Raw genomic sequence first — 13,833 nt, 5'->3', positions numbered from 1 at the left:
ACATTTTAAATAGCGGTGCTATTCCTTTTGAATTATTGGTTACAAATTTAAAGCTCGCCTGTTGATTTAAAATCATTTTCCATTTTAGCTGATAAGCGTCATATTTCATACTATCAAGGTCCATTAACTTTGATATTATGAAAAACATACCCTTCTTACCATTTGTTATTGGTATTGTTATTTGTATGATACCTTTCATATCCACGTACTCCCAACAAACCCTTTCTGCAAAGGAGATTGTGAAGAAATCGGATGATAATATGCGGGGCAAGACATCTCTGGCAGATATCACCATCCAAATCATAAGACCAACCTGGAGTCGCGAAATGAATCTGAAAACCTGGTCTAAAGGCGATGATTATTCCATGATATTGGTTACCAGTCCGGCAAAAGAAAAGGGGACGGTTTTTTTAAAGCGTATAAAAGAGGTTTGGAACTGGGTACCATCAATTGAGCGCACTATTAAATTACCACCATCCATGATGTCACAAAGTTGGATGGGAACAGATTTTACCAATGATGATTTGGTAAAGGAAGCATCCTCAGTGGTAGATTATGATCATACGTTATTGGGGCAAGAGACCGTTGCCAATACAGAATGCTACAAAATAGAAATGATCCCAAAGCCATCTGCGGCCATTGTATGGGAAAAAGTAATTGTTTGGATAGCTACCAAGGACTTCTTACAATTAAAAGCTGAATTCTATGATGAAGATGGTGAATTGGTAAATGTCATGGTCTCTAGTGAAATAAAGGAGCTAGGAGGTAGAAAAATCACCTCAAAGATTGAAATGTTTCCCGTTGACAAAGAAGGAAATAGTACGGTGATTCTCTATAATGCTATCATTTTTGACCAACCTATTGATGATAATTTCTTCACGACCAGAAACATGAAACAGTTGAAATAATGTTGTTAAAACTTGCTTGGTTAAATATATGGCGCAATAAGCGTAGAACGATTATAACAGCAACCTCTGTATTTTTTGCAGTGTTGTTAGCAATCATTTTTCGCTCCTTAACCGATGGCATTTATGATAATATGATTCATAATGTAGTAAGTTATTCTTCTGGCTATTTACAAATTCATCAAAAAGGCTACTGGGATGAGCAATCTATAGATAATACATTTCAAGAAAACCAACAATTGTATCAGAAATTACTCAAAAATCCAAAGGTTACGCACATCATGCCGCGTCTGCAAACATTTGCTTTAGCCTCTTATTCTAATAAAACGAAAGGGGTTTTGGTTTTAGGAATTGATCCTGTTAAAGAAAAAGAAGTAAATAATCTGCACGATAAAATTGTAGCTGGTGAATACATCGATAGTATTAATGATAATGCGGTTGTTTTGGGTGAAGGATTAGCCTCTCAATTAAAACTAAAAGTGAATGATACCTTGGTATTGTTAGGTCAAGGGTATCATGCAAGTAGTGCCGCCGCAAAATTTAGGGTAAAAGGACTTATAAAAATGGGAGCTATTGAGCTGAATAACAATGTAGTATATATGCCTTTGCAACTAGCGCAATATATGCATAGTGCCGAAAATAGGTTAACATCCATTTCTGTAATGTTAGATAAAGCTTCCAATTTAGAAAAGCTACAACAGTCGCTACAAGAATCTATTGATTCTGATACTTACGAAATAATGAGTTGGAAAGAAATGTTGCCGGAAATGGATCAATTTATAGAAGCAGATAGTACAGGACATTATATCGTTATAGGTATCTTATATTTCATTATTTCCTTCGGGTTGTTTGGTACCTTAATGATGATGATTTTTGAACGTAAACACGAACTGGGCATATTGATTTCTATAGGAATGAAAAAAAGACTTCTAGCTTTAATGTTGCTGTTAGAATCCATTATGATATCCTTATTAGGTTGTTCCATGGGAATTTTAGGAGGTTTTCTAATAGTGAAATGGTTTACCATTCATCCTGTTCATTTTACCGGGGAGTTAAAAGAAGTTTATGAAGAGTATGGCATAGAATCGATCATCTACTTTTCTGATCATGAGAAAATTTTTATTACTCAAACGTTAATCGTTTTAATACTATCTATCCTAATCGCCTTTTATCCAGGATATAAAGTGATGAGATTAAAACCTGTTGAAGCTATAAATAATTAATAATGTTATTTCACATTGCTTGGAAAAATATTTGGCGGAATAAAGCCCGAAGCTTAGTAGTCATAAGCTCCATAATCATTGGAGTTTGGGCAGGGATTTTCATTTTGTCCTTCGCTTGGGGTTTGTATCAAAACAATATTGATGAATCGGTATATAGACAATTATCTCACATCCAAATTCACCATCCAACGTTTACTGAGGAGAACGATTCAAAATTTACCATTGCAAGTACCGATGAAAAAATAAAGCAATTCCAATCTGATGACCGTATTGCATCTGTAAGTGAGCGGGTTATTACAACAGGTATGATAACATCGCCAACAACTGCTAGTGGCGTTAAAATTTACGGAATCAATCCCTCTTCAGAAGTATCTCAAATCCGATTAAATGAATATGTAAGGGAAGGAGCATACTTTGAATCCGGAAAAGACAATGAAATCCTGATTGGGGAAAAATTAGCAAAAAAACTAAAGGTCAAACTAAAAAGTAAAGTAGTATTAACCTTTACAAATGTTGAATCTGAAATTATTTCTGGTGCCTTTAGAATAGGAGGTATTTATAGGTCTAAAAATAGTTCCCTAGATGAGGTAAATGTATATGTGCAACAAAAAAACTTGCAAGAACTATTAGGGCTAAAACCATCAGAAAGTAATGAGATAGCTATTTTGGTGAAAGATGAAACTCAATTGGAAGCCATAAAAAAGGATAGTAAAATACTTGCTCCAAATAGTAAAATAGAGGATTGGAAGACGCTTTCTCCGGAATTGGGAATGATTATAGAATCCTTTAATCTATATACCTACATAATTAGTGGACTCATTTTATTGGCTTTGACCTTTGGTATTGTAAATACCATGCTTATGTCCGTTTTAGAGCGCATTCGAGAACTAGGTATGTTAATGGCCATTGGCTTGAACAGGCGTAAAATATTTATCATGATTATGCTAGAAACATTCTATTTAACGCTAATTGGCGCTCCAATTGGGCTATTGGTAGGTTGGCTAACGGTAGCAACATTAGGAAAAACAGGTATTAATTTGGCTATGTTTTCTGAAGGGTTAGCATCCTACGGATTTAATTCAATGATTTATCCAGCACTAGACCATGATAAATATTTAATTATCGTAAGCATGTGTTTAATAACCGCCATATTATCGGCCATATATCCTGCCTATAAAGCATTACAATTAAACCCGTCGGAAGCAATTCGTAAAATTTAGAGTTATGGCAAAAACAATTATCGATGCGCATAATGTGAGTAAAACGTTCAACCCAAAGACAATTCCCGTTCATGCGGTTCAAAATGTGCATGTACATATCGAGGAAGGGGAGTTTGTTGCCCTAGTTGGACCTTCTGGATCAGGAAAATCAACCTTATTGAATATGATGGGAGGGTTAGACGAACCAACGGAAGGCACTGTTTTTATTGATGGTGTTGAAATTACCAAGCTGTCAGAAAATAAGTTGATAGATTTCAGATTGTACAACATAGGATTTGTATTTCAATCCTTTAACCTAATTCCTGTGCTAACGGCAAAAGAAAATGTTGGTTTTGTATTGCAGCTGCAGCATATGCCTAAAAAAGAACGCGAAAAACGTGTTTTGACCCTGTTGGAAGAAGTAGGTCTTGAAGATAAGACGCATAGTAAACCTGGTGAACTTTCGGGAGGGCAACAACAACGGGTAGCCGTAGCGAGGGCCTTAGCTTCTAAACCCAAAATTATACTCGCCGATGAACCCACAGCGAATTTAGACTCAAAATCTGCCGCTAATTTGCTGGAAATTATGGCGAAACTGAACAAAGAAGAAAAAATAACTTTCTTATTCTCGACACATGATCAGCGTGTGATTAAAAAAGCCAGACGTGTCATTACCTTGGTAGATGGTAAAATAGCCTCAGATGTAGCACAAGTCCCAACATAAAGACCATGAAAAGGCTATGGCTTACATATTGCTTCCTATCCTTAAGTTTTATGCTATCTGCCCAAGAGAAGGAACAACAACTCTTTTTATCCGGATACATTAAAAACCTCAATGAGTTCAGTTTTGTAGACCAATTAAATCAATTGCAATGGACTACATTGCTACACAACAGGCTTAATCTTAAATACGCACCTACCGAGGAGATCAAGATCAGGTTAGAACTTAGAAACCGCATGTTTTATGGAGATAACCTTAAAAACATTTTAGGGTTTTCACAGTTCATTGCCCAAGATACCGGTATGGTAGATTTGTCTTGGAATGTTATAGATGGTGAAAATGTGCTTTTTAATTCAACCATTGATAGGGCCTTATTTAATTATACTAGTGGCGATTGGGACATTACCTTGGGAAGACAACGTGTAAATTGGGGAATGAATGTAGCGTGGAATCCCAACGATATTTTCAATACCTATAATTTGCTGGATTTCGATTATGAGGAACGTCCAGGAAGTGATGCCATAAGAATCCAGTATTATTTGGATGATTTCACTAAGATTGAAGTGGCGGCAAAAAAGGGGAAAAGCCCTGAAGACTATATTGTGGCTGCCATGTACAAATTCAACACATGGTCTTATGACATTCAGTTCCTTACAGGGGTGTACCAAAAGGATTGCGTTTTTGGAGTGGGTTGGGCTGGAAATGTAAAGGATGCGGGGTTTAAAGGTGAAGTCACGTATTTTGTTCCTTTCGAAAGTTATGTTAATGCTAAAAATGTATGGAGTGCTTCTGTTTCCGTAGATTATGGATTTAAAAAAGGCCTCTATCTCAATGCTTCCGTTTTATACAATGGTACTGATAACGATACCTCAAATAGTTTAGGGTCCTTGGTGTATACCAACTTAAGTGCAAAAAACCTAATGCCTTTTCAGTTTTCGGGATTTTTACAATTGGCCAAAGAATTTACACCCCTTTTCAAAGGATCATTGAGTACCATATACTCACCAACCCATCATTCTATAATTGCACTACCGAGTATGGGCTATTCTATAGCCACAAATTGGGAATTGGACCTTACAGGACAATCCTTTTTTGAACTTGAGGAGTATAAAACAATAGGGAATAGTTTTTTTGTAAGGTTACGTTGGAGTTTTTGAATATTTTTAAAAAATAATACCTTAATCGCTCCGGTAAAATACCTATCAATCAATTAAAGATACATTGAAACGACTTCTAACCTATACAAAACGCATGATCCTAACTTTACTTTCCATTATTGCTACTTTAGTTACCGCTTACTTTCTATTTGTGGCCTTTTATCCTTCGTTTGGTGGTGAGGTTAGCAAGCAAAGACAATCCCAATATGCTGGCTCTATACAATTCGATAATGGAAAATTTGTGAACACCAACCGTGTGAATATGGACATGGGCTTTTTGGAAACCTTATCACTAGCCCAAAAATTCTTTTTCACCACCGTGAAAAACGGACGTCCCGATCAAGACATTACCGTATCCAAAATAGATTCTTCGTCCATTGCCAATTACAACAGTCCTACGCGATTTGTTTGGTTTGGCCATTCCTCCTTCTTGGTGCAGATGAACCATAAGAACATCTTGTTAGATCCTATGTTTAGTGCAGTTCCTGCGCCACATCCTTGGTTGGGCGGAAAAAGATTTAGCTCAGAATTGCCCATCGAAGTAAAAAAGCTTCCAAAAATTGATGCCGTGCTTATTTCCCATGACCATTATGATCATCTAGATTATGAATCCGTTCAATTATTAAAGGATAAAGTGGTCACTTTTTATACGCCTTTAGGGGTTGGCACCCATTTAGAGGCATGGGGCGTTTTAAAGGAGCATATAGTAGAATTGGATTGGTGGCAGGAAACCACTCTTGATGATTTGACTTTTGTCAATACACCGGCACGCCATTTTTCTGGTAGAAAATTTACAAACCGACAAAGTACTTTGTGGAGTTCATGGATCATTAAATCCAATACAGAGAATATCTTTTTTAGCGGCGACAGTGGGTATGATGCCCATTTTAAAGCCATTGGATCCAAATACGGACCATTTGATTTTGCTATGATGGAATGTGGACAATACAACAAAATGTGGCCAGATATTCATATGTTCCCCGAAGAAACGGCACAAGCCGGTATTGATGTACAAGCCAAAAAGATAATGCCCATTCATTGGGGGGCGTTCAAGCTGGCCTTGCATTCATGGACCGATCCCGTAGAACGGGTAACCAAAAGGGCACATGAACTAAACTTACCCGTAATTACCCCAAAAATAGGGGAGGCCTTTTTATTGCAAGATGCCATGATCGACCATCAAGATTGGTGGCAAAGCCCTTGATGATATGAGGCGAACTAATACTTGAAAAGCGCGATGTGCACAGGATACCATGTTACATGGTGTGTGGTACTAATGGCCATTGACATTCTAAAGCCCAAGGTTTGTCCTTCTTTTATTCAAATTTCCATGCACCCTTTATGGAATTCCATTTAAATAAACCCCTAGAACCAAAAATTCTAGGGGTCTATAAGAGCTACTCTTGTGTTATCTTAAGAATCCTATGATTGCTTCTGTCCGCTATATACAAATCTCCAAGCGCATCAATTGTAATTCCTCGTGGTTGATTAAACAGCGTAGTGGTTCCATCACCTGCTAAAGTGGTCACATTGCCTTCGGGAGAAATTTTACGTATTCTGTTATTGCTACCATCACTCACATAGATATCTCCTTGTTTATCCACTACAATACCAGTAGGGAAATCAAATTGTGCAGCTGTACCTTGCCCATCGGCAAAACCAGAAGTGCTTCCCGCAAGGGTAGTAACATCACCATTAGGTGCTATTTTACGTAGTAAACCAACGGAACTATCGGTTATATATAAATTATCTTCTTTGTCTACCGCAATTCCGTACGGAAAGTTAAATCTTGCGTTGGTACCGTTGCCATCATCAGTGCCGGCCTGACCTGCTCCTGCAAAAACACTGACCTCTCCGCTAACCGTTATTTTGCGTATTCTATGCCTATCATTTTCAACTACATAGATAGTACCCTCGCTATTAACCGTAATACCGGTGATTTGCCCAAATGTTGCCTCTAAAACAGGTCCATTTTCAGAACCATTTACACCGGTACCCGCATAAGTAGTTACCACACCACCAGTGGTTACCCTTTTAATCTTAAAGTTGTTCTTATCGGTCACAAGTAAATTATCAGATGAGGAAAAGCTTAGGTCACTGAGGCCACTAAATCTAGCGATAGTCCCGGTACCATTGACATCACCAATAGATCCATTTCCTGCTAAAGTGCTTACCTCTCTATCAGATGATATTTTTCGAATGCTATTGTTTCCAGCATCTGCAACATATATATTACCAGACCCATCAACCTCAATGCCCTGTGGGGAACTAAATGTTGCCGCCGAACCTAAACCATTTGTAAAACCGGCAAAGCCACTTCCAGCAATATCAGAAACCAGAATTTCAGACACAATGTACGTAAACAAAGGACCTTCTAATTCCGTTCCGTCAATTATTACGGTAAGCATTCCTGTGAATGCCTTATTAGGTACTTTGGTGGTTATTTTATCATTCTGTACAGTAAGTACTTCTGCCTCTTTCCCATTAAAAAATACTTGGACCACGCTAGTATCGATTCCGAATGCACTTCCATTAATAGTCACGGCTGCCTCTTTAATACCACTTTCAGGACTTATAGAGGTGATTCCTGGAAGAACTGTAAACGGAAACCCTTTACCATCATTCTCTGTAACTATACGAAGGATTCCTGTGATTGCACCTTCGGGCACCAGTATTTTAATTTCTGTATCTGTCAATGATTGTATCGTTGCCTCAACATCATTAATAAATACTTGTGTCTTTGTTAAATCTGTACCAAAAGTATTTCCAATGATAGTTACTTCGGTCCCAACCTGAGCACTTTTAGGAAAATAATCGGTTATCGTAAGCTCCAGTAATATGAACTCCGGTCCGGCCAACGCGTTGCCATCAACCTCCATTCTAACCGTTCCTGTCTGCGCTTGTTCTGGCACAATAACCACTACTTCGGTATTGGAAACAGACTCAATAACGGCTTCGGACTCATTTGGCGTGTTCATTGAACTATCCTTAAAAAATACCTTTATTTTGGTGGCATCAGTACCAAAATTACTCCCTACAAAGCTTATTGCGGTTCCTTGTTGTGCACTTTCAGGACTTATACCACTTAAAGTAGGTTGCAGGTATGTAAATATGGGTCCTGTAACTACGGTACCCCCAACAGATACCTTTATTGGGCCAGTACTGCCATTGGTGGGTGCCAGTGTCTTTATTTGTGTATTGGTTACGGACTGTATCGTAGCTTCTGTGGCATTAAAAAGGACCTTTACCTTTGTTTTATCTGTACCAAAATTGGTTCCCATAATGGTCACCTCTGTTTCCTTGATGCCCTGATTTGGATCAATAGTACTTAGTGTAGCCTTGGGAATAGGCTGCGGTTCAGGCTCACCTTCGTCCTTAGAGCAGGCAAAAAATAAAAATGAAGTTACTATGGCAAAGAGAAGAAGTTTAGAAAATGTTTTCATCGGATGTCTATTTATAAATTAACAACTGCAAGTTGTCATTTATACACCCACTAAACATCAGGTAAAAGCCTTGTTTTAATATATCAGGGAAAACCCTTGGAATACATGGATAGCCCTAAAACAGTGCAAATGGCCTTTACTCACCTTGGAAATTAATCTAACAACCCCTTTTCTAAGGCCACCCTAATTAGACCTGCGGTATTTCGGACTCCTAGTTTTTGAATGAGGTTGTTTCGATGGCTTTCCACGGTTTTGGTACTTATGAAAAGGGAAGAGGCAATTTCTTGATTGGTATATTCATTCGCTATCAATTTCAACACTTCTTTCTCCCGTCTGGTAAGTTTGGGAATAAACGTGATTTGTTGTGGATTGCCTATACTATCATTCAGTAATATATCCTGAATATTTCTTGGGAGATATATGTTCCCATTATGTACGGTAGTAATGGCAAGTATCAATTCTTGCTTGTCCGTATTTTTTAGTAAATAACCTCTTGCACCGTTTCGGAGCATGTGTTTTATAAAACCCGTTTCACTGTAATTGGACAATCCTATAATTGCCAGATCGGGATATTCCTTAACAAGCGTTTTACATATATCCAATCCATTGCCATCAGGTAAGTTAATATCCAACAACAATACATGGGGTACATTGTTCTTAATTTCCCCTAAAAGCTGCTTTCCTAAACTATAGGTAGCGGTGATTGTAATATTTTCAGTGTCTTCCAACATCGTTTCAATCCCCCGCAATACCATATGATGGTCATCTAAAATAGCTACCCGTATCATTTTTTATCCAATTTATGCAAATCGATCTCAATACAAAAAGTAGTACCCTTTGTGCTGGAACTAATGTCAAGATTCGCTTTTAAGAAATTAACCCGGGATTTTATATTTTGTAGCCCTATTCCATTCGCAGAAATACTCGCATCAAATCCTTTTCCGTTATCCTCAACGGTAATAATGAGTTTATCCTCGTGAGTATTTAATTGTACCAAGGCTTCCGTGGCATTGGCATGCTTGATACTATTATTTAAGAGTTCCTGAATAATCCGATATATTGCGGTTTCAATCTCTTTTTTTAACACCAACCTATTCCCGAAATATTGAAAACTGATATTCAGGCTGTTTGAGGCGTTTTGTTTAGAACAAAATTGTTGGATGGCCTCTATCAAATCAAAATTGTGCAAGGAGGGTGGAGCAAGGTTGTGCGATATTCTACGCACCTGCTCTACGGCATTGTCCAACATACTAATGGCGTCCAAATAATATTTCTTTTCCCTTTCAGAAAACTTGTTTGTCTCCAAAGAGCTGATCTTATACTTTATTACGGCTAGATCCCCGTTGATGCCATCATGAAGATCCTGTGCCAGTCTGTTTCGCTCTTTTTCCTCACCGTCTATCAATGCTTCCAATTTCACAACTTCTTGTTGATTTTGAAGGGCCAAAATCTCCTTACTCCTTAATTTTTGTCGTTGCCGATAAAACAACCATAAACCTAAACCAAATAAGCCTAAAAATCCTACACCGCCCAAAGCCAAATTATATTGGTTTTTCTTTCTAAGCAGACTATTTTCCTGCGTTTGTAGTAGAAGTTTTTGTGAGGCTATCTCCTTATCTTTTTTTTCAGTTTCATATTGCTTTTCGAACAGGCTGATCTGCCTTAAATATGTTTCGTTGAGCAAGGAATCCTTAAAATGCATATGTAAGTCCAGATATTCATAGGCCCTTTGGTGATTCCTTTGTTCTTTGTCTATTTTGGAAAGTAGGTAATAGGCTTTTTCTTGAATTTCCTTTATCTTATTTTCCCTCCCCATAGTCAGGGCCATTTGTAAATAGGATGTTGCTTTGGGGTACTCTTTAAGCTTGGTATGGGCCTCACCGAGCTGTACGAAAAGCTGACCCCGGTAGTAAGGATCATTGATGGCTTCATTGGCCTTCAAAGCCTTGTTCAAAAAAGAAATTGACGTTTTATAGGATCCATTTAATAAATGGTATTCCCCAAAATTACGGTCCACAAAAAAGTCTAGTTTAGGATCGTCCACTAACCGTGACAAGCTGTCTGCCTTGGTAAAATAGGTAAAAGTTTTGGGTAGATTTCCTATTTTAGATTGGGACAAGCCCATATCCCCATAAATCATTCCCATGAGTCGAAAGTCATCTTTCGGAGCCATTAGCAAGGCTTTTTCTAAATAACGCATTTCTTTCTGGTGCTGTTGTATAGCACTAAAGAGTGCACCCAGGTTCTCATAGGTGATCGCTATACTGGTGCTGTCCTTTAGCGTCTCGAAAACTTGTATCCCTTTTAGATAATGTTCTGCCACCTTATCATAATCCCCTAGAAATTGATATACATTGCCCATATTGATATATGTGGCCGCTTTACCTTTTGGGTATTTTGCCTTGTCACTAAAAGTCAAGGACTTTTTGTAATAAAACAAGGCCGAATCATAATTGACCATGTTCGAATGTACAATGCCGCTATAGTGTAAGGATCTAAACGCCCCTAGATCATATCCGCTTCTATTACTTAATATATAAGCCTTGCTATACATTTTAAGTGCTTTAATCGGATCTGTGCCTTCATAGCCATATGCTTTATCCAATAAGGCTTTTACTTTAATACTATCCCCTTGCCCTAATGCGATCAAAGGCAATAAAAAGCATAAGATGTGTAACCTCATGAGATAGTTTGTAATTCTTTTTCGCATAAAACATTGAATATACCGCTAAAATAAAAGCTAATAACAATCGGGACCATAATCCCCATTGTATACCCTAAAATACCGTTCCCCATTTAGAAACGTCTTATCGTCTTCATCGGTCGTGACAAGGTACTCATAAACCTCTCCATTATAAAAGCTCAGCAACAATATATGATGCCCTTCTTTTTTTATGACCTTCCAGGTACCGGCACCTTGTTGACCATTGGAAGTTTTGCCCGAAACACTGCCTGTATCCAGGGCCATATTATGGCTTGATGAAAAATTAAAATAGCCTCTGCTACATAGGTCTATGATGCGCTTGCTGCTACTGCCACCACCATTGGTAGCATAGGTTGACATGTAGGTTAACCTTGAATCATTTAATATTTCTGTCCATTCCGAGGGGACACCTTGTGATTCGACCGATACTAGTGGTGTTGTACCCACAACTTCATAAAAACGGACGGATGCCGTTACCATTAGCCCTGCATTTTTTAATGCATCGGAATACACATCGGCCTCTGCGGCACTTAAAATAGTTAATCCGGTACCGTTGGGGTTTAACAAACCAACGATCAAGGCTTTGGCGGGTTTGGCATCAATAATGCCGTAATATATACCTGCTATGGCATTATCCATGATTTTTTCCACCCCATTTATGGGTTTTAAAAGCGTACGGTTGCCCACTTCAAACCCATTTTGTGCCTCCCGCTCCATTTCAGATAGACTTTGTATTTGATGTGACAATACCAGAACAAAACCTTTGGTGGTAGCTGAGGTCATAAAAAATCCGGATGCCGTCTTTTTACCTACCCAACCCTCGGGTACATGAAATGAGATTCCCAGTTCAGGATAGTCTATTTTGCCAGATTCTTGGGCATTTATGCACAGTGATAATGCTAGTAACAAGATGAGCATCATGGATGTTGGTATGTACTCTTTCACTTTATTGTTGCTATTTTATTATTCGCACTTAACATCTGGATCAAGTTCTAGGGCAGTACCCGTAGCCACGAGATTACAGACATCTTGGGGAATACTGGTCAACATATTTTCCGTTAAAACCAAACTAGTAAGATTGGTTAATAAGCCCATCTCTTTGGGTATTGTTGTCAACTTGTTCCCATTTAGATTTAAACCGGTTAAACTAGTGAAGTCACTTATTTGCTTTGGTATTGAGGCCAGAAGATTGTGTGACAAATTTAAATAACTAAAACTTTTAAGTTGTGTTAATTCCATAGGGAAGCTTGTTAGCTTATTATTTTTAAGGTCTAACCCAGTTAAACTTGTTAAGCCACCGATTTCTTCAGGCAGTGAGGTTAGTTCATTCTCACTAAGATATATTGTAGTTAGCTTTGTAAGATTTCCTATTTCAGAAGGAAGAGAAATCAATTTATTTCCTTGTAGGTAAATATTATCCAAATTTAAAAGTTGGCCAATAGAAGCTGGAATGGCAGTTAATTGGTTTCCATCCACTTCTAAATTCTGTAGATTTGAGAGTTTTCCAATTTCCTCGGGAAGAAAGATTAATTTATTACCAGTTAAATATAATTCGGTTAAACTTGAAAGTTCTCCGATGGCCGCAGGGATCGAAACTAATAAATTGTTATAAACACTTAAATTTTGTAATTCCTTTAATTGTCCTAATTCTGATGGTAAAATGTCCAGATTTTTTGAATCCATATGCAATACAATAATATTGCCATTATTGTTAGCCTGTACTCCTGTCCAATTACTGATATCCCTATCCTGTAAGTCCCAATTAAGGGTATTATTTGGATTGGCATTGTAGATTGCAATAAGGGCATCCCGATCGGTAAAGGTGATTTCCAAACTAACCTGATATATAGCAGTAGACCCATCCTCAGCCGTAATGGTATAGGTAATGGGGTTGCTAAAATCCTGGGGTCCTTCTGGGCTGATAGTGGCATTGGGGGAAACTGCTATATGGGGCAATAACAAGGCGGCATTGGCACTGTATGAAACCGTGGCCGTTATGGTTTTATTGGCTTCATCAACGGTCGCCATTATGGTTTCCTCTCCATACAGTTCATTGTCCTCCACTTTAAAAACAAAACTTACTATTTCCTTCGCACTGTTCGCTGCAATGATTACTGTTACTTTATAACTCGTTGTTGACCCATCTTCGGCAGTGACTAAATAGTCAATTGGCGACGAAAAATCCTTTGCTCCCGTTTGGTCAACAACGGCTTTTTCAGAAACCACAAGGGTAGGGGTTAAGGAATTAATATCTGTACCATTCGGCATGGTTGCGGTAATGGTTTTATTCTGTTCGTCTATTACTGTGGTAATATCTTCTGTTAAGGCATTATTATCAATTGCCTTAAACATAAAACCGGTAATTTGTTTGGCACTACTTTTAACAGGTTCTTGAATAATTTCGGTGTCATCTTTACTACAGGAGACGATGTTCAATACGAAAGCGGTCAGGAGTATATAAATATGTTGTTTTTTCATGAT

General features: G+C 38.0%; 11 protein-coding genes. 6 read left to right on the top strand and 5 right to left on the bottom strand.

The features are described 5' to 3' along the window. Positions 1-137: 137 nt before the first annotated feature. The 6 genes from ACOCEA_RS09185 (at position 138) to ACOCEA_RS09160 (ending at position 6,409) form a co-directional block, all read left to right on the top strand. Positions 138-908 carry an outer membrane lipoprotein-sorting protein gene (locus ACOCEA_RS09185; protein WP_420755934.1) on the top strand — a complete coding sequence of 257 codons (771 nt, stop codon included), beginning with the start codon at positions 138-140 and terminating at the stop codon, positions 906-908. Further along, on the top strand, positions 908-2,128 hold the full coding sequence (locus tag ACOCEA_RS09180) for an ABC transporter permease (RefSeq protein WP_420755933.1): 1,221 nt from the start codon (positions 908-910) through the stop codon (positions 2,126-2,128). The genes ACOCEA_RS09185 and ACOCEA_RS09180 overlap by 1 nt, the downstream gene beginning before the upstream one ends. A gap of 2 nt (positions 2,129-2,130) precedes the next feature. Beyond that, positions 2,131-3,348, top strand: coding sequence for an ABC transporter permease (locus ACOCEA_RS09175; RefSeq protein ID WP_420755932.1), 1,218 nt, complete (start codon positions 2,131-2,133; stop codon positions 3,346-3,348). A gap of 4 nt (positions 3,349-3,352) precedes the next feature. Further along, on the top strand, positions 3,353-4,051 hold the full coding sequence (locus tag ACOCEA_RS09170) for an ABC transporter ATP-binding protein (RefSeq protein ID WP_420755931.1): 699 nt from the start codon (positions 3,353-3,355) through the stop codon (positions 4,049-4,051). A gap of 5 nt (positions 4,052-4,056) precedes the next feature. Continuing rightward, entirely contained in the window at positions 4,057-5,205 is a 1,149-nt protein-coding gene (locus tag ACOCEA_RS09165; RefSeq protein ID WP_420755930.1) for a hypothetical protein, read from the top strand. A gap of 94 nt (positions 5,206-5,299) precedes the next feature. Then, positions 5,300-6,409 carry an MBL fold metallo-hydrolase gene (locus ACOCEA_RS09160; RefSeq protein ID WP_420755929.1) on the top strand — a complete coding sequence of 370 codons (1,110 nt, stop codon included), beginning with the start codon at positions 5,300-5,302 and terminating at the stop codon, positions 6,407-6,409. Between the two features lie 193 nt (positions 6,410-6,602). Here ACOCEA_RS09160 and ACOCEA_RS09155 read toward each other — a convergent pair whose 3' ends face one another. The 5 genes from ACOCEA_RS09155 to ACOCEA_RS09135 form a co-directional block, all read right to left on the bottom strand. Next, positions 6,603-8,648 carry an IPT/TIG domain-containing protein gene (locus ACOCEA_RS09155; protein ID WP_420755928.1) on the bottom strand — a complete coding sequence of 682 codons (2,046 nt, stop codon included), beginning with the start codon at positions 8,646-8,648 and terminating at the stop codon, positions 6,603-6,605. A 152-nt stretch (positions 8,649-8,800) separates the two neighbouring features. Beyond that, the gene (locus tag ACOCEA_RS09150; protein WP_420755927.1) at positions 8,801-9,436 is read right to left on the bottom strand and encodes a response regulator; all 636 of its coding nucleotides are present in this window, start codon (positions 9,434-9,436) and stop codon (positions 8,801-8,803) included. Further along, positions 9,433-11,331 carry an ATP-binding protein gene (locus ACOCEA_RS09145; protein ID WP_420755926.1) on the bottom strand — a complete coding sequence of 633 codons (1,899 nt, stop codon included), beginning with the start codon at positions 11,329-11,331 and terminating at the stop codon, positions 9,433-9,435. Before ACOCEA_RS09145 ends, ACOCEA_RS09150 begins: the two co-directional genes overlap by 4 nt. Positions 11,332-11,388: 57 nt before the next feature. Further along, positions 11,389-12,297 (bottom strand): hypothetical protein, encoded by a 909-nt coding sequence (locus tag ACOCEA_RS09140; RefSeq protein ID WP_420755925.1) that lies wholly within the window; start codon positions 12,295-12,297, stop codon positions 11,389-11,391. An 18-nt stretch (positions 12,298-12,315) separates the two neighbouring features. Then, positions 12,316-13,830 (bottom strand): DUF5018 domain-containing protein, encoded by a 1,515-nt coding sequence (locus ACOCEA_RS09135; protein ID WP_420755924.1) that lies wholly within the window; start codon positions 13,828-13,830, stop codon positions 12,316-12,318. Positions 13,831-13,833: the final 3 nt, after the last annotated feature.

The sequence above is a fragment of the Maribacter luteocoastalis genome (assembly GCF_048890225.1).
GTDB lineage: Bacteria > Bacteroidota > Bacteroidia > Flavobacteriales > Flavobacteriaceae > Maribacter > Maribacter luteocoastalis.
Note: the sequence above shows the minus strand (reverse complement) of the source record. Positions and strands in the feature narration are given on the sequence as shown.

Excerpts from the sequence above, each read along its gene's own strand:
- ACOCEA_RS09145 (WP_420755926.1), bottom strand. The coding sequence starts at position 11,331 with ATGAGGTTACACATCTTATGCTTTTTATTGCCTTTGATCGCATTAGGG.
- ACOCEA_RS09180 (WP_420755933.1), top strand. The coding sequence starts at position 908 with ATGTTGTTAAAACTTGCTTGGTTAAATATATGGCGCAATAAGCGTAGA.
- ACOCEA_RS09170 (WP_420755931.1), top strand. The coding sequence starts at position 3,353 with ATGGCAAAAACAATTATCGATGCGCATAATGTGAGTAAAACGTTCAAC.
- ACOCEA_RS09155 (WP_420755928.1), bottom strand. The coding sequence starts at position 8,648 with ATGAAAACATTTTCTAAACTTCTTCTCTTTGCCATAGTAACTTCATTT.
- ACOCEA_RS09135 (WP_420755924.1), bottom strand. The coding sequence starts at position 13,830 with ATGAAAAAACAACATATTTATATACTCCTGACCGCTTTCGTATTGAAC.
- ACOCEA_RS09165 (WP_420755930.1), top strand. The coding sequence starts at position 4,057 with ATGAAAAGGCTATGGCTTACATATTGCTTCCTATCCTTAAGTTTTATG.
- ACOCEA_RS09160 (WP_420755929.1), top strand. The coding sequence starts at position 5,300 with ATGATCCTAACTTTACTTTCCATTATTGCTACTTTAGTTACCGCTTAC.
- ACOCEA_RS09175 (WP_420755932.1), top strand. The coding sequence starts at position 2,131 with ATGTTATTTCACATTGCTTGGAAAAATATTTGGCGGAATAAAGCCCGA.
- ACOCEA_RS09185 (WP_420755934.1), top strand. The coding sequence starts at position 138 with ATGAAAAACATACCCTTCTTACCATTTGTTATTGGTATTGTTATTTGT.
- ACOCEA_RS09150 (WP_420755927.1), bottom strand. The coding sequence starts at position 9,436 with ATGATACGGGTAGCTATTTTAGATGACCATCATATGGTATTGCGGGGG.